We start from the raw sequence: 20,016 nt of genomic DNA on the forward strand, positions 1-20,016 counted from the left end.
TCAATACGGATCAGGCCTGATCCCGGGGCGTCGGCCCACCGTGGGTGGAAGAGACCTCCGGCAGCGCGACGACGCTGGTTACTTGCCGTTACGTATTGCCGGAGGAACTGTGGATGTTTCCGTGACCCTGTGGGTCCTGACCATCGTGGGCCTCGCCGCCCTCATCGCGGTCGACTTCTTCATCGGCCGCAAGCCGCACGACGTGTCCATCAAGGAAGCGGGCATCTGGACGGTCGTCTGGATCGCCCTGGCCGGCCTCTTCGGGCTCGGTCTGCTCGTCTTCGGTGGCGGCCAGGCCGGTGGAGAGTTCTTCGCGGGCTTCATCACCGAGAAGTCCCTGAGCGTGGACAACCTCTTCGTCTTCGTCCTGATCATGGCGAAGTTCGCGGTGCCCTCGCAGTACCAGCAGCGGGTGCTTCTCGTCGGTGTCCTGATAGCCCTGGTGCTGCGCGCGATCTTCATCGCCGCCGGTGCCGCGATCATCGCCAGCTTCGCCTGGGTGTTCTACATCTTCGGCGCCTTCCTCATCTGGACCGCCTGGAAGCTCATCCAGGAGGCCCGGGCGGACGAGGAGGAAGAGGAGTTCGAGGAGAACAAGCTGCTCAAGGCCGCCGAGCGCAGGTTCGGCGTGGCCGACCGCTACCACGGCACCAAGCTGTGGATCGTGGAGAACGGCAAGCGGGTCATGACCCCGATGCTCGTCGTGATGCTCGCGATCGGCTCCACCGACGTGCTCTTCGCGCTCGACTCGATCCCCGCGATCTTCGGCCTGACCCAGGACCCGTACATCGTCTTCACGGCCAACGCCTTCGCCCTGATGGGTCTGCGGCAGCTGTACTTCCTCATCGGCGGTCTGCTGAAGAAGCTGGTCCACCTGAGCTACGGCCTGTCGCTCATCCTGGGCTTCATCGGCGTCAAGCTGGTGCTGCACGCCCTGCACGAGTCCGGGGTCCACGTCCCCGAGATCAGCATTCCGGTCTCGCTCGGCGTGATCTGCGCGGTCCTGATCGTCACCACGGTCACCAGTCTGATGGCCACCAGGAAGCAGGAGGCGGCCGAGGCGGCGCAGGCGGAGGGCGAAGGCGCTCCGAAGGACAGCATCGAGGCCTGACCACGGCGGACGGAGAAGAACCAGCACCGGGAGCGGAGCGCGGCGAATTGCCGGGTATCGCTCCCGGTGCTTGTTTGGTTCCAGAGCGCGTTCCCCGGCCCGGGGGCGCCGTGGCCGGCTGGAGACACCATGAAGTTCGTGCAGATCATCGGCTTCGAGACCGAGCGTATGGAAGAGATGCAGCAGCTGCTGCAGGAGGCGGGGGAGCGCAACGCGGGCAGGACGGGCGGCCCGACCCACCGCATGCTCCTGAAGGACCGGGACAAGCCCCATCACTATCTGGCGCTGATCGAGTTCGACTCGTACGACGAGGCCATGCGCAACAGTGACGACCCCGAGACGAGCAAACTCGCGGAGCAGCTGGGCGCGCTGAGCATCGGCGAGCGCGTCTACACCAACTGCGACGTCCTGGAGTCGGGCGAAATCAAGTAGCGCCGGCACGGTGCGGAGCCGATCGGCCTCTGCGACGATCACGGCATGATCGCTCGGCTCAGGTCGCTCGCCACGAGCTGGACGTCCGCCGTGCCGGTGCTCGCCGTCGTCCTGCTGGTGTTCACATGGGGACGCGATCTGCCCGGCGCGGTCGTCGTGCTCGTGAGCCTGGTCCTCGCGGGGGCCGTGCTGGCCGCCGTGCACCACGCCGAGGTGATCGCCCACCGGGTCGGTGAACCGTTCGGCTCCCTCGTCCTCGCCGTCGCCGTCACGATCATCGAGGTCGCCCTGATCGTCACCCTGATGGTGGACGGCGGAGACAAGAGCTCGACCCTGGCCAGGGACACGGTCTTCGCAGCCGTGATGATCACCTGCAACGGCATCGTCGGCATCAGTCTCCTCGTGGCCGCACTGCGTCATGGCACCGCGGTCTTCAACGCCGAGGGCACCGGCGCCGCGCTCGCCACGGTCGCCACCCTGGCCACACTGAGCCTGGTCTTGCCGACGTTCACGACGAGCAAGCCGGGCCCGGAGTTCTCCGCCACGCAGCTGACCTTCGCCGCGCTGTCCTCGCTGATCCTGTACGGCCTGTTCGTGGCGACCCAGACCGTACGGCACCGCGACTACTTCCTCCCGATCACCCGTCAGGGCGAGGTGATCACCACCGAGGACCACGCCGACGCACCCACCGCCCGTACCGCGCTGACCAGTCTCGGCCTGCTGGGCCTGGCCCTGATCGGGGTGGTCGGCCTGGCCAAGGGCGTGTCGCCCACCATCGAGTCCGGGGTCGCCAAGGCGGGTCTTCCCCAGGCCGTCGTCGGCGTGGTCATCGCCCTGCTGGTGCTGCTCCCCGAGACCATCGCCGCCCTGCGCTCGGCACGCCGCGACCGGGTGCAGACCAGCCTCAACCTCGCCCTCGGCTCGGCCATGGCCAGCATCGGCCTGACCATCCCCGCGGTCGCTCTGGCCTCCGTCTGGCTCTCCGGCCCGCTCGTCCTCGGCCTGGGCTCCACCCACATGGTGCTGCTGGCCCTGACCGTGGTGGTGAGCTCGCTGACGGTGGTTCCCGGCCGGGCCACACCGCTCCAGGGCGGTGTCCATCTGGTGCTGTTCGCGGCCTATCTGGAACTGGCGGTCAATCCATAGCGGGCTCCGCCGCCGCCTCGGGCACCGGCCGCGTCTCCGGCAGCAACGCGAAACACCCCAGGCTGAGCAGCGCGATCCCGGTCAGATACGCACCCACGCCCCAGGGCACCCGCCCGCCGTGCTCCACCAGCGCCGTCGCCACGATCGGCGTGAGCGCGCCGCCTACGACCCCGCCGAGGTTGTAGCCGACCGCGGCACCGGTGCAGCGCACCCGCGGCTCGTACAGCTCCGGCAGATACGCGGCGATCACCGCGAACATCGTGATGAAGGCGATCATCGCGCCCAGGAAACCGAGGAGCATCAGCAACGGCTGCCCGGTCGCGAGCAGCGCCACCATCGGGAACATCCACAGCGCTGCCGCCGCGCACCCGGCCAGACACAACGGCCGCCGTCCGTACCGGTCCCCGAGCAGCGCCGCCACCGGCGTGAGCGAGCCCTTCACCAGCACCGCGGCCATGATGCAGGTCAGCATGACGGCACGGCTCACCCCGAGCCGCTCGGTCCCGTAGGCGAGGGACCACGTCGTCACGGCGTAGAAGATCGCGTACCCGATCGCGAGCGCCCCGGCCGTCAGCAGCACGAGCCGCCCATGGTCGCGCACCACCTCGGCGAGCGGTACGCGCGCGTGGTCGTCGATCTCCAGGAAACCGGGGCTCTCCGGGACCGAGGAGCGCAGCCACAGCCCCGCCGCCGCCAGCACCCCGGCCGTCCAGAACGGCACGCGCCAGCCCCACGCGGCGAACTGCGCCTCGGACAGCGCGGTCGACAGCGCCAGCACCACGCCGTTGGCGAGCAGGAAGCCCAGCGCGGGCCCCACCTGCGGGAAGCTCGTCCACAGCCCGCGCCGCTCGGCGGGCGCGTGCTCCGCGGTCAGCAGTACGGCCCCGCCCCACTCCCCGCCGAGCCCGAGCCCCTGGAGAAAACGCAGCACCAGGAGCAGCACCGGCGCGGCCACCCCGAGCGTGTCGTACGTCGGCACACAGCCGACCGCGACCGTGGCGGCGCCGGTCAGCAGCAGTGAGGCCACGAGCACCGGCCGCCGTCCGCGCCGGTCCCCGATGTGCCCGAACAGCACCGACCCGAGCGGCCGTGCGAGGAACCCCACGCCGAAGGTCCCGAAGGCGGCCAGCGAACCCGCCAGCGGGGAGAACGTCGGGAAGAAGAGCGGACCCAGGACCAGTGCCGCGGCCGTCCCGTAGACGAAGAAGTCGTAGAACTCGATGGCCGTCCCGGCGAGCGAGGCGGCCGCGAGCCGCGGCATGGAGGGCGCCCTTACGGTGCGTACGTCGTGCATGCCGCGTCAACTACCCACAGTGATCGGGAGTTACGGGGGCGCGTGAGCGCGCTCGGGCGTGATCAGTAGGTGACGGTGATGCGCCGGGCGGGACCGTCGACTCGGACGAGACCGCCGTAGGGGAGGACGAGTTGTGGATCGGTGTGTCCGAAGTCCACATCGAAGACGATGGTGGTGTGCGGGGCATATACGCGCATGGCCCGCAGTACGGCCTCGCGCTGGTCGGCGGCGTAACGATCCGCCTCCTCGGGGCTGGTGGGGCGGTCGAGGGCCCACGTCTTGGGGCGGCCCCAGAGCAGTGCGGAGAAACGCTGGAGGAGTCCGCGCTCACCCATGTTGCGCAGGGTGCGGAAGACCTCGACGTCGCTCGGCATCTCCTCCGAGGTCTCCAGGAGCAGCACTCCGCCGTCGTACTGACCCAGGTCACGCGCGATCTCGCGGTCGGCCATGAGCAGCCAGCCCACGATCTCCAGACAGCCGCCCCAAGCCCGGCCCTCCACCGTCCGGTCGGCGTTCACCCAGGTCCAGCCGGTGCCGGGACGGGTCTCCGGTGCGGAGTCGAAGGTGGTGGGGTCCGCCCAGTCACGGTCGACGTCCCGCCAGCGGGCGGCGGGAGTCAGCTCGTACTCGCCCGAGGTGAACAGGGCCGCCCGCAGGGAGTCGGCGGTCAGCGCGCTCATGGCCACCGGCCGTCCGAGCGCGGTCATCACCGTCGCGCCGTGGTAGCCGACGATGCCGGTGCTGTACAGGAACGCGAGCAGGTTGGTGTTGTCGCTCATCCCGAAGAACGGCTTCGGATTCGCCCGGATCAACTTCCGGTCCAGGAACGGCAGCACGGTGATCTGGTCGTCGCCGCCGATGGACGCGATGATCGCCTTGACGCTCGGGTCGGCGAACGCGGCATGGATGTCGGCGGCGCGCTCCTGGGGCGTCGAACCCATCCTGCGGGTCGACGGATACTCGACCGGTTCCAGCCCGAACTCCTTGCGCAACCGCTCGAGCCCCAGCTCGTAGGGGCGCGGGAAGAGCCCCGGCAGGCCTGCGCCCGGGGAGATGACGGCTATACGGTCGCCGGGTACGGGCTTGGGCGGGTACGAGATCGTCGTCATGCCGGGAGGGTACGGGCGGCACCGCGCGCGGCGCACCGTGATAAACCGGGGTCCGAGCAGCCCGCCCGCACCGACCGGAGGAACCGTGCCCCGCACCCTGGCCAACGCCCCGATCATGGTCCTCAACGGCCCCAACCTGAACCTGCTGGGTCAGCGTCAGCCGGAGATCTACGGCAAGGACACCCTCGCCGACGTCGAGGCCCTGTGCGCCAAGGCGGCGGCCGCGCACGGCGGCACGGTGGACTTCCGGCAGTCGAACCACGAGGGCGAGCTGGTCGACTGGATCCACGAGGCGAGGCTCCAGCACTGCGGGATCGTCATCAACCCCGGCGCCTACTCGCACACGTCAGTCGCGATCCTGGACGCGCTCAACACCTGTGACGGGCTCCCGGTGCTGGAGGTGCACATCTCCAACATCCACCAGCGCGAGGCCTTCCGGCACCACTCCTACGTCTCGCTGCGCGCGGACGGAGTCATCGCCGGCTGCGGAGTGCAGGGATACGTCTTCGGCGTCGAGCGCGTCGCGGCGCTGGCGGGGCCGGCCCAGGCCGACGTGTAAGGACCGATGTCCTGGGCGCACGGTCCTTACCGCCGCTTCGTCACCGCTACAGTCGCCCCGCCTCCACGATCCGCTTCAGAAAGCGCTGCGTGCGCTCCTGCTGCGGGTCGCCGAAGATCTGCCCGGCGGTCCCGCGCTCGAGCACCACACCCGCGTCCAGAAAACACACCTGGTCGGCGACCTCGCGCGCGAAGCCCATCTCGTGCGTGGCCAGCACCATGGTCATGCCGTCGCCCTTCAGGTCGCGCACGACGTTCAGGACCTCGCCCACCAGCTCCGGGTCGAGGGCCGCGGTGATCTCGTCGAGCAGCAGCAGACGGGGGCGTACGGCGAGGGCCCGCACGATCGCCACCCGCTGCTGCTGACCGCCGCTGAGCCGGTCGGGGTACTCGCCGGCCTTGTCCGCCAGGCCGAGCCGCTCCAGGAGCTCACGGGCGTGCTCCTCGGCCTCCGCGCGGGCCGCTCCGTGCACCCGGCGCGGGGCCAGCGTGATGTTCTCCAGCACCGTCATGTGCGGGAAGAGGTTGTACGCCTGGAAGACCACGCCGATACGGCGCCGTACCGCGTCCTGGTCGGCGCGCGGATCGGTGATCTCCTCGCCGTCCAGCCAGATGGCGCCGTCGTCGATCTCCTCGAGGAGGTTGGCGCAGCGCAGCAGGGTCGACTTGCCGGAGCCGGAGGCACCGATCAGCGCGGTCACCGTGTGCGGGGCGACCTCCAGGTCGACGCCCCGCAGTACGACCGAGCCGCCGAAGGTCTTGCGGACGGACTCCATCCGCAGCACCGGTGCGTCGCTCATGTGGTCCCTCCCTGGGCCCGCCTGCGGTCCATCCGTGCCGTCACCCAGTCCGTGAAGCGGGTCATCGGGATGGTCAGCGCCACGAACACCAGGCCCGCGACGATGTACGGCGTGTAGTTGAGGCTGCGGCCGACGATGATGTCCGCGGCCCGTACGGCGTCGATCGCGCCGCCGATCGACACGAGACCGGTGTCCTTCTGGAGCGACACCAGGTCGTTCAGCAGGGGCGGCACCTGGCGGCGCACGGCCTGCGGGAGCACCACATGACGCAGCGCCTGCCGGTTGGACAGACCGAGCGAGCGGGCGGCGGCGCGCTGCGAGGGGTGCACGGACTCGATGCCGGCGCGGAACACCTCGGCCACGTACGCCGAGTACGTCAGCGTGAGGGCCGTACCGCCCAGCAGCACCGGATCGACCGTCACGCCCTGGAGCCGCAGTGCCGGAACGCCCAGGACGACGATCATGAGGTTGATGATGAGCGGAAGTCCGCGGAAGAAGTCCGTGTAGGCGGCGGCCAGGAAGCGCAGTGGGAAGAACACCGGGCCGCGCAGCGTGCGGGCGATGGCGATCAGCATGCCGAGCACCAGCACGGCGACACCGCAGATCAGCAGCAGACGGACGTTCAGCCACAGCCCTTCGAGGACCTTCGGGAACGCCTCACGCGCGTACTGCCCGTTGAAGAACGTCTCCTTGGTGCGCGGCCAGCCGGGCGCGCTGACGACGACCAGATAGAGCACGACGGCGGTGACCAGGGTCGAGACCGCGGCGATCGCCGTCGCGCGGCGGGCGCGGGCCCGCTTGAGACGCTCCCGCTCGATCCGCCGCTGCGACGGTGTGTACGAGTCGTCCGCGTCCGGTGTCGCGGCGCCGGACTCGTCCTTCGTGAGCGTCACTTGAGCACCGGGGCGTCGACGGCGTCCGACAGCCACTCCTGCTCCAGCTTGGCGAGCGTGCCGTCCTTGCGCAGGGCGTCCACGGCGGCCGTCACGCAGGAGGTGAGCGCGCTGCCCCTGTCGAGGACGAGTCCGAACTGTTCCGGTGTGCCGGCCTGGTTCTCGAACTGCCCGACGATCGTGCCGTCCGTCACCTCGGCCGCCGTGATGTAGAAGGCGGTCGGCAGGTCGACGACGATGGCGTCCACCTGGCCGTTCTGGAGCGCGGACTTGGCCTGGTCGTTCTTGGCGTACGCGGCGGCCTCCCGCGTCGGCTTCACCACGTCCTCGATGTAGTTGAGGCTGGTCGTGCCGACCTGGGCGCCCAGCTTGAGGCCCTTCAGGTCCGCGATGCTCTTCGCCTTGGCGGCCTTGGTGCCCTTGAGCGCGATGACGGCCTGACGCACGTCGTAGTAGCCGGACGAGAAGTCCACGGCCTTCTTGCGCTCGGCGCTGATCGACACCTGGTTGATGTCGAAGTCGAAGGTCTTCTCACCCGGCGCGAAGGCCTTGTTGAAGGGGACGCTCTGCCAGACGACGGCGCTCTTGCCATAGCCGAGCTGCTTCGCCACGGCGTAGGTGACGGCCGACTCGAAGCCCTTGCCGCTCGCGGGCTTGTCGTCCTTGAACCACGGCTCGTACGCGGGCTCGTCGGTCGCGACGGTCAGTTTTCCGGAGCTCTTGGTGGCCAACTTGCCCTTGGCACAGGTGGTTCCGGTCGACCCCGAGGCCTTGGCGTTCGCGTCGTCCTCCGGCTGAGGAGCACAGCCGACGGCGGTGGCGAGCAGGGCTATGGATGCCGCGGCGGCGGCGCGGCGCAGTGCGCGGGGGGCAAGGTGCATGGCGGGAGAGTGACAGTCCACTGTCCCGTTTGTCGAGGTCACAACGGCAATCGTCCGCATATTGGGAACGTATGTTGCATTCGTGTGAACGCTTTTCGGACAGGACGCCGGGGCCGCCGGTCGAGGGCGGGGATAGAAAGACCGGCGGCCCGTACCGCGCAGGAGCCGTCATCCTGTGCGGGGCTGCTTCCAGTTGACTGCGCAACCATGTGCGCCGGGAGCGCGTGCGTGACACCGGCGTGTGTGAAGAGTTCACACGGGGCGCGTGCGAAGGGTATGCGCAGGGCGCGTACCCCGGGGTTCACCACCCCCGCGCGCGCCACTCCGGCAGGTGCGGCCGCTCCGCGCCCAGCGATGTGTCGTTCCCGTGTCCCGGGTACACCCAGGTCTCGTCCGGCAGCGCGTCGAAGATCTTCGTCTCGACGTCGTGGAGCAGGCTGGCGAACGCCTCGGGATCCTTGCGGGTGCTGCCCACGCCTCCCGGGAACACCAAAGCTGACCGGGTAACACAGCAAATGTGACCGCCAACCTTGCCCCCGCCCGCACAGTGGCTGTTTCTGTACGCCCGTATCAACGAGGACCCCTGCGACCTGAAGCGCGGTGTCGACCGACAGATGGACGCCCCCCCGAGCCAACGCCCTCTCAGATCAGCGAGAGCTGCGTCGGTTCGGTCACGGGCGCCTCGCGCGGGTCGGCCGGCTCGGGAATCCGCCGGGGCATCCCCGCGCGCGGGACCGATGCCGTACTCCTGCGCCACGTCGTGGACCTGACGGGTGATGATCCGGCGCTGGTACCACTTCGGGGCGTACGAGCCCTCCGCGTACAGCCGCTCGTGACGGCGCACCAGATGTGGGTGCTGCCCGAGCCAGGCCATGAACCACTCGCGGGCACCCGCCCGATCGACGTCGGCCCAAAGCTGGGGGAACCCGATCGCCTCCGCGCAGGCCGGGACCATCCGCTCCGACGCGAGCCTGCCGCCCAACGTCAACGTGTCCCTGGGCAAGGCTGCCAAGGGACTGAAGACGGCACTCGTGTCCCCCCGCGCCGACACCTGCCGCACCACGAAGATCGGCCAGAACGACGCCTGGGCCACCATCGGCGAGGGCTTCCCGGCCGCCCCGGGCTACGGCACCACGCGCGGCACGGCGTGGATGACCCACAGCAACGGCTCCGAGGTCACCTACGGCGCGGCGGTCACCACGGACGGCACGACTTGGTCCGCACACGGTGGACGGAACTGTCGTCTGTGACGGAGAGCAGACCTGAGAAGTTGCCGAGTGCCGCATGGCGTCGCAACCGGCCGCCTGGCACAACTGAGCAGGACGGACCGGGAACAGCAAGCAACTGTGCCGCATCAGCGAACCTTCGCCCCGCCGGAGCGAGCGTTCGGTTCGGTTGCTGGTCCGGTGTGCAACTGGGCGGTCACTGGGCTCGTGTCTTTCCGGTTCCAAAACCGTGTGCGAGCCGCCCGAAGGGGCCTTTACCCTCCGGGCATGGATCTTCGCGAAGAACTTCCCAGCGACAGGCAGGCCGTGCGGGATGTTCACCTGCAGGCGTTCGGTGACCATGGCCTTGTCGTGGCCGACCTGGTCGATACCCTGCGGGACACCATCACACCCCAGGACGGTCTCTCGCTGGTCGCCGAGCACGACGGGCAGGTCGTTGGGCATGTCATGTTCACCCGCAGTCTTCTCGATGCGCCTCGTCGGCTGGTTGACGTGCAAGTCCTCAGTCCTTTGGCCGTGATGCCTGAGCTCCATAAGCGGGGTATCGGCTCGGCCCTGGTTCGACACGGCCTGGGGGTCCTCGCCGAGCGCGCTGTTCCGCTCGTCTTCCTGGAGGGTGATCCGGGCTATTACTCGCGTTTCGGCTTCGCGCCCGGTGGTGGCCTGGGCTTCCGAAAGCCGTCCCTGCGCATCCCGGACGGTGCCTTTCAGGTCATCAGGTTCCCGGGGCATGAACCATGGATGACGGGGACGCTGGTCTATGCAGAGCCGTTCTGGCGGCATGACGCGGTCGGCTTGCGTGACCCCAACGCCTAGCCTCGCCGTTTCGGTTGGTGGGATGAGGCGTGGCTGAGGGGTCGGCTGTCTCGTGGCGATGTGATTTCGGTGCTTGGGCGTGGCGGGGTCCCGGCGCGGTGGTCGGGTTCTCCAAGGTCCTTCGGGTCGCGGGCGGTCAGGGGGTTGCTGGTCAGCCGGCCGGGCGGGACAGTGTTGCGAGGCGGTGGAAGGCGGTGGCGAGTTCGTGTCGCCAGGGCCAGGTCGCCGATATTCGCAGGCGCAGGCGGCGGCCGCCGCGGGTGAGGCGGGCGGCGACGTGCAGTAGCCGGTAGCGGAGCTTCTTCGGCTCGGCAGTGGCGAGTTCGCCGTCCAGCAACAGGAAGCGCATCCAGGCCAGCAGGTCGATCGCCGCGAGGCTGAGTTCGAGCCAGGCGGCGTTGGCTTGGAAGTCGCGGGAGGGGAAGCGGCCGAAGCCGGTGGTCTTGCCGCACCGGACGCGGTCCTCGACCGTGGCGTGCCCGCGGTGGCGGGCCTCCAGGAATTGGTCGGAGCCGCCGCCGCAGTACGGGGTGTCGGTGAGGAACACCTGATGCCGCCGACCCTCGTCCTGATCGAACAGGGACAGTTGGGTTCCGGGGTGCGGCCGCTCCCGGCGCACGATGATGCGAGAGTCGGCCGGCTAGCCGGTCAGGTCGAGCATGCCGGTCAGCTCGGCGACCTCAGCGCCGTCACGCAGCGTTCCGTCCTGGTCCAGGGCGGGATGCCAGAGGTGGTTGGGCACGGCTTGAATGGCGCGGCGGACCGGCTCGGTGACCGCGTATCCGACCGAGAACCGCAGGTTGAGGCTGACCGGGCCGAACACTTCACCCTGGTCCCGCAGTACAGCCAGGTCCGCGATGGCCTCGCCGCCGTCGGCGAGCAACACCGCCAGGTCGGTGGCGATCCGGCCCGGATCGTGTCCGGTCCCGCGCGGCCGAAGCGGCCTGAGAGCGGCCGAGTACGCGGCCACCAGCCCGGTGGCATCCGCGAGATCTGCCGGCAACCGTGGCCCGGCATGCCCGACCACCCCCGAACCGTCGGCACTGACATGGACCTTGGGACGCAACCCGATAGCCTGCACGTGGAAAGTGCCCTCCGCTTGGACCGACCGATCCCCTCAGCAAGGTTCATCGTCCCAGGTCAGGAAGGTCACATTTCCGCCTCACCAGCCGCCGACCCAACCGAAACGGTGAGGCTAGAGCTCGGTGCAGAAGCGGCCGTTCCGGGACGTCGGCCAGTTCGTCGCCTGCCCTCTGCGAGTCAGTTCCCGCCGCCTACGCGGACCAAACGGTGAGGGCGCGGGGGCGGAGCCTTACTGGCTCTCCCGAGCTTTCCTGGACTTGTTCCTGCCCGCTGAACGGCTCTTTGTGGACGTGGGGCACCATCGTGCCGCCGGAGCACGCAGCGGGTCGTGCGGATGGGCGGGGCTGCTCCGGTGAGCCGGAGCAGCCCTCCGTCCGCACTCCGGTCAGCCGGAGGCGAGGCGGTTCTTGAGTCCCTGTCCGTAGGCGGTCGGGGTCCCGTTGTAGTCGGTGATGAGCGACGGGCCGGACTTGCAGTCCCACGTGTTCCAGGTCCAGCCCAGGTAGCCGAGATCTCGGCTATCCAGCCAGTTCATGAGGGTGTCGATGTAGCCGTGGGCGCAGTCGTTCGGGTCTGGTGCAGCTTTGGGTGACAGGTTCGGTCACGCGGCCTGGAGAGCCGGTGTGGTCATGACGCTCTCGAATTCGACGGGGGTCAGCCGGCCGAGCGAGGCTTGTCTGCGGCGCCGGTGGTAGGTCCTCTCGATCCAGGTCACGATCGCAATCCGCAGTTCCTCGCGGGTGGCCCACGATCGACGGTCGAGGACGTTCTTCTGCAGCAGGCTGAAGAAGGACTCCATGGCCGCGTTGTCGCCTGCCGCCCCGACCCTCCCTATCGAACCGACGATCCGGTGACGATCGAGCGCCCGGACGAACTTCCGTGACCGGAACTGCGACCCGCGATCGCTGTGCAGAATGCACCCGTCGACGTGTCCACGCCGGGCGACAGCGTTGTTGAGGGCTGTGACGGCCAGGCGGGACTTCATCCGCGTGTCCATCGAGTAGCCGACGATCCTTTTGCTGAAGACATCCTTGATCGCACAGAGATACAACTTGCCTTCGCCGGTGGCGTGTTCGGTGATGTCGGCGAGCCACAGCCGGTTCGGGCCAACCGCGGTGAAGTCACGGCGGACCAGGTCGTCGTGCACCGGCGGGCCGGCCTTCTTGGCCTTGCCGCGCTTCTTGCCGAACACGCTCCACCAGCGGTTGTCCCGGCAGATTCGCCACGCGGTCCGGTCCGCCATCACGGCCCCGGCACCGCGCGCTTCGTCTGCCAGGAAGCGGTAGCCGAACTCCGGGTCGTCACGGTGCGCGTCGAACAGCGCGTTCGCGCGGTACGCCTCCTCCAGCATGGCATCGGTCACCGGCTGGTCCAGCCAGCGGTAGTAGGGCTGCCTGGCGAGCTTCAGCACCCGGCACGCAACCGTGACGGGCACCCCGTCCCCGGCCAGCTCCTTCACGAGCGGGTAGATCCTTTTCCCGGCAGATGCGCCTGTGACAGATAGGCCGCGGCCCGCCGCAGAACCTCGTTCTCCTGCTCCAGCAGCTTGATCCGCCGACGAGCTTCCCGAAGCTCTGCGCTCTCCTGGCCGGTCGTTCCGGGCTTGGTTCCGTCGTCGATGTCCGCGCGACGCATCCACTTCCACAACGTCATCGGATGGACTCCGAAGTCGGTGGCCACCTGCTCGACCGTCACACCCGGACCGCGGTTCCTCGCGACCCGCACAACGTCCTGGCGGAACTCCTCCGGATAAGGCTTGGGCACAGCGACATCCTTCCCACCCGCCCCACAGGGCAAGCCAGTTCAGATGTCACCCGATCGTGCGGCAGACCCTTCTGGCCGATCTCGCCGACCACCAGCGGATAGCGGGCGGCAACGGGCGCGATCTGGGAGTCCCAGCAGCTCTGGGTGTTGCAGCTGTTGAAGTTGTACGAGTGCCAGGACACCACGAGCTTCGCGGCGGGGTCCGAGGGCGCGTACGTCAGCCACCCCGACAGGTCGTTGGAGTAGTTGATGCCGCCGACCATGATGTAGTTGGTCGCGCCGGTGGACCGCACGGCATCGATGAGAGTCTGCATACCAGCCACGGAGTAGAGGAAGCCGATGCATGCCGAACCGCCATCGCGCCAGCACTTCCACGAGGCGTTGTGGTCGAACATCACCAGGTTCGGGAAGGGCTCGTTGAACAGGTCGAAGACGACGGCCTGGTCGCTCTTGAAGGTGTTGGCCACCGACTTCCAGAAGTCCGGGGTGTGGTCGCTGTTGGGCATGGGCTTCTGGCACTGCGAGGCATACGTCCAGCAGCTGGAGCCGAAGCCTATGTGGACACCGCTGCTCCAGTGCAGTTCGAGGATGACGTACAGGCCGGCCTGGCGGAGCCGGGAGACGTAATCGGAGATGGCGTTACGGTAGTTGGTGCCGCTGTAGGCGGAGTTGACGCCGTTGGTGCCGAGCCAGCAGTCCTCGTTGAGCGGAACGCGGACGACGTTGGCCTGCCAGTTCTTGATCGCCTGGATCGAGGCGCTGTCAGCAGGGCCGTCGAAGATGCCCCGGTTCTGCACGCACATGAACTCGGTGCCGGAGCGGTTGACTCCGCGCAGCCTGGTGGGCAACGCCGCGGCGGAGGCGGAGGCGGCATGCCCGATGACGGACGTACCGCGGGCAGCCTGTGCCGCGGACACCGGCTCGGGCACGAGCAGCGCTCCGATCAGGCCCAGCAGCATGGCGAGAACGCCTGCTGCCCAGCGGCTTCCAGCAGTGGAGTGACGAACTCTCAACGTGTCTCCCGATGGGGGTGGTGCGTGGGGCGCATCCCCTATGCGCCCCACGCCTGGGAAATCGAGGGTGCGAGGTTGCTCAGCGGAAAGCGGACGCCATGGTCGCCGCGTGCTCTCGCAGGAGGCGCGTCGTGGATCGGGGGGCGTCGGCGGAGTCATTGTTCCAGGTGATCCGCAAGCCGTCATGGTCCGGGTAGATGGACCTTGGGACGCAACCCGACAGCCTGTACGTAGAAGGTGTCCTCCGCTTGGACCGACCGAACCCCTCAGCAAGGTTCATCGTCCCAAGTCAGGAAGGCACTTTCACATTTCCGCCTCACCAGCCGCCGACCCAACCGAAACGGCGAGGCTAGTGATGCGAGCGCCGATACCCCTGCTCGTGACGTGACGCTGCCCTTGCCCAATACCTCGTCCACGCAGGTGGGATCGGGTTTGGGCGTTGGCCGAGGCCGATCGAGTCGCCGGTATCGCGCGGCGCCGCTTGGCGCGGCATGATGATCGGTCGTGCTGCTGGGACTGGCGTACCTGGGTGTGACGAACGCGTTCGCGATGCTGCGACTGCTGCCGATGAGCGACCGGGAGAAAATGTCGAGACCCTCGCTCTGCGCCACCAGATCGGCGTTCTGGAACGGCAGCTGAACGGCCAGCAGGTCCGGTTCCACGCGAGCGACCGGGCGTTTTTGGCGTCGCTCCTCCATGGCCTGCCACGGGAAGTGCTGCGCCGGATGCGGCTGCTGGTGCGGCCGGACACGGTACTGCGCCGGCACCGCAACGTCATCGCCCGCCGACACGCTTCCCAGTCCCGGCCGAAGCGCGGAGGCCGGCCCCGCACCGTGCACTCGATCCGGGCGCTGGTGCTGCGCCTGGCCAGGGAAAATCCAAGTTGGGGCTATCGGCGCCTGCACGGTGAGCTGCCCGCCGGCACGCAGACGCCTTCACTGTCCTGATCGCGGCCGAAGAACAACGCTGCACGCGAAACGAGGGTGCCCCCGATCTTCGGGAACTCAGGGCAGGCTCGTGCACCGCCAGGTCGAAGCCCCCCCCCGCGAAGTCTTTGCCGTTCCGGGTGAGGGGGAGAGTGCCGACCGAACGCCCGGCCACGTCGCTGCGCGTGTGCGGGCTGGCCGTACAACCAGTCGTCGTTGAGTGGTTACCAGCCTCGTGCGCGCCATTCTGCGAGGCGGGGTCGCTCTGTGCCGAGGGTGGTGTCATTGCCGTGGCCGGGGTAGACCCAGGTCTCATCGGGCAGGGCGTCGAATACCTTGGTCTCCAGGCCGTCCATCAAGGAGTTGAAATCCTCCGGCCGTGTTGTCCGGCCAGGACCCCCCGGGAACAGGCAGTCCCCGGTGAACACATGGGGATGCCCGTGGGGGTCGTCGTAGACGAGGGCGATCGAGCCCGGTGTGTGCCCGACCAGGTGGCGCGCGGTCAGCTCCACACGCCCCACGCGGATGGTGTCGCCGTCGTCGACCAGGACGTCGGTGGGCACGGGGATGCCTTCGGCGTCGTCCCGGCCGGCGTACGTACGCGCGCGTGTGGCCGCGACGACCGCGGCGAGCGCCTGCCAGTGGTCGCCGTGCTGATGCGTGGTGACGACGGAGGCGATGCCGTCGTCGCCGATCATGCCCAGCAGGGTGTGCGCGTCGTTGGCCGCGTCGATCAGCAGTTGCTCGTCGGTGACCCGGCAGCGCAGCAGATAGGCGTTGTTGTCCATTGGACCGACCGCGATCTTGGTGATCATCAGGTCCTTGAGCTCGTGCACGTCGGCGGGCCCGCCGACCGTCACCTGTCCGCTGTACGTCATGGCGTCAGCCTATAGCGGGGGCAGTGAGGGGAGGGCGCCGCCGTGGACCGTCAGTGCCGAGCCGTCGCGGCGGCCGGCCAGCCAGCCGAGCAGGTCGGCCCGGCGCCCCGTGACGACGAGTGCGATGTCCTCGTGGCCGCCCGTCGGGATCCGGCGGCCGTCGTCCTCCTCGATCACGAGGGAAGGGACGTCGGGGTGCCCCAGGAACCGCTGCGCGAGGAAGTCGATCTCGCGCTGGACGAAGTCCTCCGGGAGATCCTCCAGCTCGTAGCCGATCCCGAGGTCCACGTGGTGCAGCTCCACCTCGACCCACCGCCGGAACGGCACCCGGGACGCCGAGTCGGTGACCCCGTTGCGGAGCTCGACCGTGCGCGACCAGTCGGCCGGTGCGGCCCCCACGTCCTGGAAGCGCTCGGCACTGTCGCGGAGGTCGGCGAGCTGGACGTCGAGGGGGCGCGGGGCGTCGCGCTCGATGTCGGCGTCGCGCGCTTCAGCGGAGGGGTACATGGGCTGTCCCCGCAGAACGTTCACGAGGGCGTCGGCATTGCGGGACAGGTGTGCGAGGACATGGCCGCGGTTCCAGCCCGGCAGCCGTGACGACTCGGTCACGGACGCGTTGTCCAACGTGGCGGCTGCGGTCAGGAGCCGCTCGGTCGCACCACGTACAGACACCAGGTCATGAGCGTGATCAATCATGGTGCTGACCCTAGCTCCGCCACCCCTTTGGGTGAAGGTGGTGAAGCAGTGCCGTAAATCGAAAGCGCGTGCTATATGGTCGAGTGCGGCGTCGGGCATGCTGGATGGTCGGGGATTGTTATGCCTCCGGGGAATCCGACCGGCGTTGTCAGTGGCTCCCCCTAGTCTGAGAAAGCACGGGGGCCCCGCCCCTGTCACTCCTCTCAAGCCAAGAAAGGTGCGGACCGGCGTGGCCGACCGTCTCATCGTCCGTGGCGCGCGCGAGCACAACCTGAAGAACGTCTCGCTCGACCTGCCTCGCGACTCGCTCATCGTCTTCACGGGCCTGTCCGGGTCGGGCAAGTCCTCCCTGGCCTTCGACACCATCTTCGCCGAGGGCCAGCGTCGCTACGTGGAGTCGCTCTCCTCGTACGCCCGCCAGTTCCTCGGCCAGATGGACAAGCCCGACGTCGACTTCATCGAGGGTCTCTCGCCCGCGGTCTCCATCGACCAGAAGTCGACCTCGCGCAACCCGCGCTCGACGGTCGGCACCATCACCGAGGTCTACGACTACCTGCGCCTGCTCTTCGCGCGCATCGGCAAGCCGCACTGTCCCGAGTGCGGCCGCCCGATCTCGCGCCAGTCGCCGCAGGCCATCGTCGACAAGGTCCTGGAGCTGCCGGAGGGGAGCCGCTTCCAGGTGCTCTCGCCGCTGGTGCGCGAGCGCAAGGGAGAGTTCGTCGATCTCTTCGCCGATCTCCAGACCAAGGGCTACAGCCGTGCGCGCGTGGACGGCGAGACCATCCAGCTCTCCAACCCGCCCACGCTGAAGAAGCAGGAGAAGCACACCATCGAGGTGGTCATCGACCGCCTCACGGTGAAGGAATCCGCCAAGCGCCGTCTCACCGACTCGGTGGAGACCGCCCTCGGCCTCGCCGGCGGCATGGTCGTGCTCGACTTCGTCGACCTCCCCGAGGACGACCCCGAGCGCGAGCGCATGTTCTCGGAGCACCTGTACTGCACGTACGACGACCTGTCCTTCGAGGAGCTGGAGCCCCGCTCCTTCTCCTTCAACTCGCCCTTCGGCGCCTGCCCCGACTGCTCCGGCATCGGCACGCGCATGGAGGTCGACCCCGAGCTGATCGTCCCCGACGAGGACAAGTCCCTCGACGAGGGCGCCATCCACCCCTGGTCGCACGGGCACACCAAGGACTACTTCGGCCGTCTGATCGGCGCCCTCGCGGACGCGCTGGGCTTCCGGACGGACATCCCCTTCGCCGGGCTGCCCCAGCGCGCCAAGAAGGCCCTGCTCCACGGCCACAAGACGCAGATCGAGGTCCGCTACCGCAACCGGTACGGCCGCGAGCGGGTCTACACGACCCCCTTCGAAGGTGCCGTTCCCTTCGTCAAGCGCCGGCACAGCGAGTCCGAGAGCGACGCCAGCCGCGAGCGCTTCGAGGGCTACATGCGCGAGGTGCCCTGCCCCACCTGTGAGGGCACCCGCCTCAAGCCGCTCGTCCTCGCGGTCACCGTCATGGGCAAGTCGATCGCCGAGGTCTCCGGCATGTCCATCAGCGACTGCGCGGACTTCCTGGGTGAGCTGAAGCTCAGCGCCCGTGACAAGAAGATCGCCGAGCGCGTGCTGAAGGAGGTCAACGAACGACTGAAGTTCCTGGTCGACGTCGGCCTGGACTACCTCTCGCTGAACCGCGCGGCCGGCACCCTCTCCGGCGGCGAGGCCCAGCGCATCCGTCTGGCCACCCAGATCGGCTCCGGACTCGTCGGCGTCCTGTACGTCCTCGACGAGCCGTCCATCGGCCTGCACCAGCGCGACAACCACCGGCTGATCGAGACCCTGGTCCGGCTGCGCGACATGGGCAACACCCTCATCGTCGTCGAGCACGACGAGGACACCATCAAGGTCGCCGACTGGATCGTCGACATCGGCCCCGGCGCGGGCGAGCACGGCGGCAAGGTCGTGCACAGCGGCTCCCTGAAGGAGCTGCTCGCCAACGCCGAGTCGGAGACGGGCCAGTACCTGTCGGGCAAGAAGGCCATCCCGCTGCCCGACATCCGCCGCCCCCTGGACCCGTCCCGGAAGCTCACGGTGCACGGAGCCCGTGAGAACAACCTCCAGGACATCGACGTGTCCTTCCCGCTGGGTGTGTTCACCGCGGTCACCGGTGTCTCCGGCTCCGGCAAGTCGACCCTGGTCAACGACATCCTGTACACCCACCTGGCGCGCGAGCTCAACGGCGCGAGGAGCGTCCCCGGCCGGCACACGCGCGTGGACGGCGACGACCTCGTCGACAAGGTCGTGCACGTCGACCAGTCGCCCATCGGCCGCACCCCGCGGTCCAACCCGGCGACGTACACCGGCGTCTTCGACCACGTCCGCAAGCTGTTCGCCGAGACCACCGAGGCGAAGGTCCGCGGCTACATGCCCGGACGCTTCTCCTTCAACGTCAAGGGCGGCCGCTGCGAGAACTGCGCGGGCGACGGCACGATCAAGATCGAGATGAACTTCCTCCCGGACGTCTACGTCCCGTGCGAGGTCTGCCACGGCGCCCGCTACAACCGGGAGACGCTGGAGGTCCACTACAAGGGCAAGTCCATCTCCGACGTCCTCAACATGCCGATCGAGGAGGCCACGGACTTCTTCGAGGCCGTCCCCGCGATCGCCCGCCACCTCAACACCCTCAAGGACGTCGGTCTCGGCTACGTCCGTCTCGGCCAGGCCGCGACCACTCTGTCCGGTGGCGAGGCGCAGCGCGTGAAGCTCGCCAGCGAGCTCCAGAAGCGGTCCACCGGCCGTACGGTCTACGTCCTGGACGAGCCGACCACCGGTCTGCACTTCGAGGACATCAGCAAGCTGCTGAAGGTCCTGTCCGGCCTGGTCGACAAGGGCAACACCGTCATCGTCATCGAGCACAACCTCGATGTGATCAAGACGGCCGACTGGGTGGTCGACATGGGACCCGAGGGCGGCGCGGGCGGCGGACTCGTCGTCGCCGAGGGCACCCCGGAGGAGGTCGCCGGAGTCCCGGCCAGCCACACCGGCAAGTTCCTCAGGGAGATCCTCGGCGCCGACCGGATCAGCGACGGGGCCGCGGTGAAGGCCCCGCGCAAGGCACCGGCCAGGAAGACGGCCGCGGCGAAGAAGACGGTCGCCGCCAAGTCGACGGCGAAGAAGACGGCGACGGCCAGGACGACGACAACCAAGAAGGCCGCGCCCGCCAAGAAGGCGACCCGGGCCCGCAAGGCCTGAGGCGCCGGGGCGGCGAGCCGTCCACATCCGGAGAAGACACGCGACGAGCGGTGCCCCGCGGGAAGTTCCCGCGGGGCACCGCTCGCTCCGTCGTCAGCTCCCTGGCTCGACGTGCCGCCCCCGCGGACCCGTACCGGTCTCCT

Annotated in this window: 18 protein-coding genes and 3 pseudogenes; 8 read left to right on the top strand and 13 right to left on the bottom strand. The window is 68.7% G+C overall.

The window, feature by feature from the left end; all coding sequences use genetic code 11:
• The first annotated feature begins 109 nt into the window (after positions 1–109).
• The 3 genes from OG841_RS35055 (at position 110) to OG841_RS35065 (ending at position 2,689) form a co-directional block, all read left to right on the top strand.
• Positions 110–1,111 carry a TerC/Alx family metal homeostasis membrane protein gene (locus tag OG841_RS35055; protein ID WP_371568150.1) on the top strand — a complete coding sequence of 334 codons (1,002 nt, stop codon included), beginning with the start codon at positions 110–112 and terminating at the stop codon, positions 1,109–1,111.
• A gap of 129 nt (positions 1,112–1,240) precedes the next feature.
• Positions 1,241–1,543: a hypothetical protein gene (locus OG841_RS35060; RefSeq protein ID WP_371568152.1), complete on the top strand. Its 303-nt coding sequence runs from the start codon at positions 1,241–1,243 to the stop codon at positions 1,541–1,543.
• Between the two features lie 45 nt (positions 1,544–1,588).
• Positions 1,589–2,689 (top strand): calcium:proton antiporter, encoded by a 1,101-nt coding sequence (locus OG841_RS35065; protein WP_371568154.1) that lies wholly within the window; start codon positions 1,589–1,591, stop codon positions 2,687–2,689.
• On the opposite strand, the gene OG841_RS35070 is transcribed toward OG841_RS35065, so the two are convergent.
• Complete coding sequence (locus OG841_RS35070; protein WP_371568157.1) at positions 2,679–3,950, bottom strand: MFS transporter; 1,272 nt, start codon at positions 3,948–3,950, stop codon at positions 2,679–2,681. The genes OG841_RS35065 and OG841_RS35070 overlap by 11 nt on opposite strands.
• Positions 3,951–4,045: 95 nt before the next feature.
• Positions 4,046–5,092 carry a S66 family peptidase gene (locus OG841_RS35075; protein ID WP_371568160.1) on the bottom strand — a complete coding sequence of 349 codons (1,047 nt, stop codon included), beginning with the start codon at positions 5,090–5,092 and terminating at the stop codon, positions 4,046–4,048.
• 85 nt (positions 5,093–5,177) lie between these two features.
• Here OG841_RS35075 and aroQ point away from each other — a divergent pair, with 85 nt between their 5' ends.
• Positions 5,178–5,651: a type II 3-dehydroquinate dehydratase gene (gene aroQ, locus OG841_RS35080; RefSeq protein WP_371568162.1), complete on the top strand. Its 474-nt coding sequence runs from the start codon at positions 5,178–5,180 to the stop codon at positions 5,649–5,651.
• 46 nt (positions 5,652–5,697) lie between these two features.
• Here aroQ and OG841_RS35085 read toward each other — a convergent pair whose 3' ends face one another.
• The 5 genes and pseudogenes from OG841_RS35085 to OG841_RS35105 form a co-directional block, all read right to left on the bottom strand.
• Positions 5,698–6,450 carry an amino acid ABC transporter ATP-binding protein gene (locus OG841_RS35085; RefSeq protein ID WP_371568165.1) on the bottom strand — a complete coding sequence of 251 codons (753 nt, stop codon included), beginning with the start codon at positions 6,448–6,450 and terminating at the stop codon, positions 5,698–5,700.
• Positions 6,447–7,343 (bottom strand): amino acid ABC transporter permease, encoded by an 897-nt coding sequence (locus OG841_RS35090; RefSeq protein ID WP_371568168.1) that lies wholly within the window; start codon positions 7,341–7,343, stop codon positions 6,447–6,449. The genes OG841_RS35085 and OG841_RS35090 overlap by 4 nt, the downstream gene beginning before the upstream one ends.
• Positions 7,340–8,224: an ABC transporter substrate-binding protein gene (locus OG841_RS35095; protein WP_371568170.1), complete on the bottom strand. Its 885-nt coding sequence runs from the start codon at positions 8,222–8,224 to the stop codon at positions 7,340–7,342. Before OG841_RS35095 ends, OG841_RS35090 begins: the two co-directional genes overlap by 4 nt.
• A 301-nt stretch (positions 8,225–8,525) precedes the next feature.
• Positions 8,526–8,714, bottom strand: a pseudogene (locus OG841_RS35100) (MBL fold metallo-hydrolase); the annotation flags it as partial.
• A gap of 152 nt (positions 8,715–8,866) precedes the next feature.
• A pseudogene (locus OG841_RS35105) lies at positions 8,867–9,122 on the bottom strand (Rv2578c family radical SAM protein); the annotation flags it as partial.
• On the opposite strand from OG841_RS35105, the gene OG841_RS35110 reads away from it, so the two are divergent.
• Positions 9,097–9,474: a hypothetical protein gene (locus OG841_RS35110; protein WP_328643778.1), complete on the top strand. Its 378-nt coding sequence runs from the start codon at positions 9,097–9,099 to the stop codon at positions 9,472–9,474. The pseudogene OG841_RS35105 and the gene OG841_RS35110 overlap by 26 nt on opposite strands.
• 243 nt (positions 9,475–9,717) lie before the next feature.
• Positions 9,718–10,266, top strand: coding sequence for a GNAT family N-acetyltransferase (locus tag OG841_RS35115; RefSeq protein WP_328637711.1), 549 nt, complete (start codon positions 9,718–9,720; stop codon positions 10,264–10,266).
• Between the two features lie 151 nt (positions 10,267–10,417).
• Here OG841_RS35115 and OG841_RS35120 read toward each other — a convergent pair.
• From OG841_RS35120 to OG841_RS35135, 4 genes and pseudogenes are all read right to left on the bottom strand, one after another.
• A pseudogene (locus tag OG841_RS35120) lies at positions 10,418–11,347 on the bottom strand (transposase).
• Positions 11,348–11,734: 387 nt separating this feature from the next.
• On the bottom strand, positions 11,735–11,884 hold the full coding sequence (locus OG841_RS35125) for a hypothetical protein (RefSeq protein ID WP_371568173.1): 150 nt from the start codon (positions 11,882–11,884) through the stop codon (positions 11,735–11,737).
• Between the two features lie 66 nt (positions 11,885–11,950).
• A protein-coding gene (locus OG841_RS35130; protein ID WP_328637499.1) for an IS3 family transposase occupies positions 11,951–13,113 on the bottom strand; the annotation gives its coding sequence in 2 pieces (ribosomal slippage) (positions 11,951–12,826 and positions 12,829–13,113; 1,161 coding nt in all).
• On the bottom strand, positions 13,041–14,072 hold the full coding sequence (locus OG841_RS35135) for a glycoside hydrolase family 5 protein (RefSeq protein WP_371568176.1): 1,032 nt from the start codon (positions 14,070–14,072) through the stop codon (positions 13,041–13,043). The genes OG841_RS35130 and OG841_RS35135 overlap by 73 nt, the downstream gene beginning before the upstream one ends.
• Before the next feature lie 545 nt (positions 14,073–14,617).
• Between OG841_RS35135 and OG841_RS35140 the strand changes: the two genes are divergently transcribed.
• A complete protein-coding gene (locus tag OG841_RS35140; RefSeq protein ID WP_371568179.1) occupies positions 14,618–15,073 on the top strand; it encodes a hypothetical protein in 456 nt (151 codons plus the stop codon).
• Positions 15,074–15,276: 203 nt separating this feature from the next.
• Here the strand turns inward: OG841_RS35140 and OG841_RS35145 are convergent, their stop codons facing one another.
• A complete protein-coding gene (locus OG841_RS35145) occupies positions 15,277–15,930 on the bottom strand; it encodes an MBL fold metallo-hydrolase (protein ID WP_371568182.1) in 654 nt (217 codons plus the stop codon).
• Positions 15,931–15,939: 9 nt separating this feature from the next.
• Complete coding sequence (locus OG841_RS35150) at positions 15,940–16,626, bottom strand: maleylpyruvate isomerase family mycothiol-dependent enzyme (protein ID WP_328637707.1); 687 nt, start codon at positions 16,624–16,626, stop codon at positions 15,940–15,942.
• Between the two features lie 229 nt (positions 16,627–16,855).
• Here OG841_RS35150 and uvrA point away from each other — a divergent pair, with 229 nt between their 5' ends.
• Positions 16,856–19,873: an excinuclease ABC subunit UvrA gene (gene uvrA / locus OG841_RS35155; RefSeq protein ID WP_328637706.1), complete on the top strand. Its 3,018-nt coding sequence runs from the start codon at positions 16,856–16,858 to the stop codon at positions 19,871–19,873.
• The last annotated feature ends 143 nt before the right edge of the window (positions 19,874–20,016 follow it).

The sequence above is a fragment of the Streptomyces canus genome (genome assembly GCF_041435015.1).
Lineage (GTDB): Bacteria > Actinomycetota > Actinomycetes > Streptomycetales > Streptomycetaceae > Streptomyces > Streptomyces canus_G.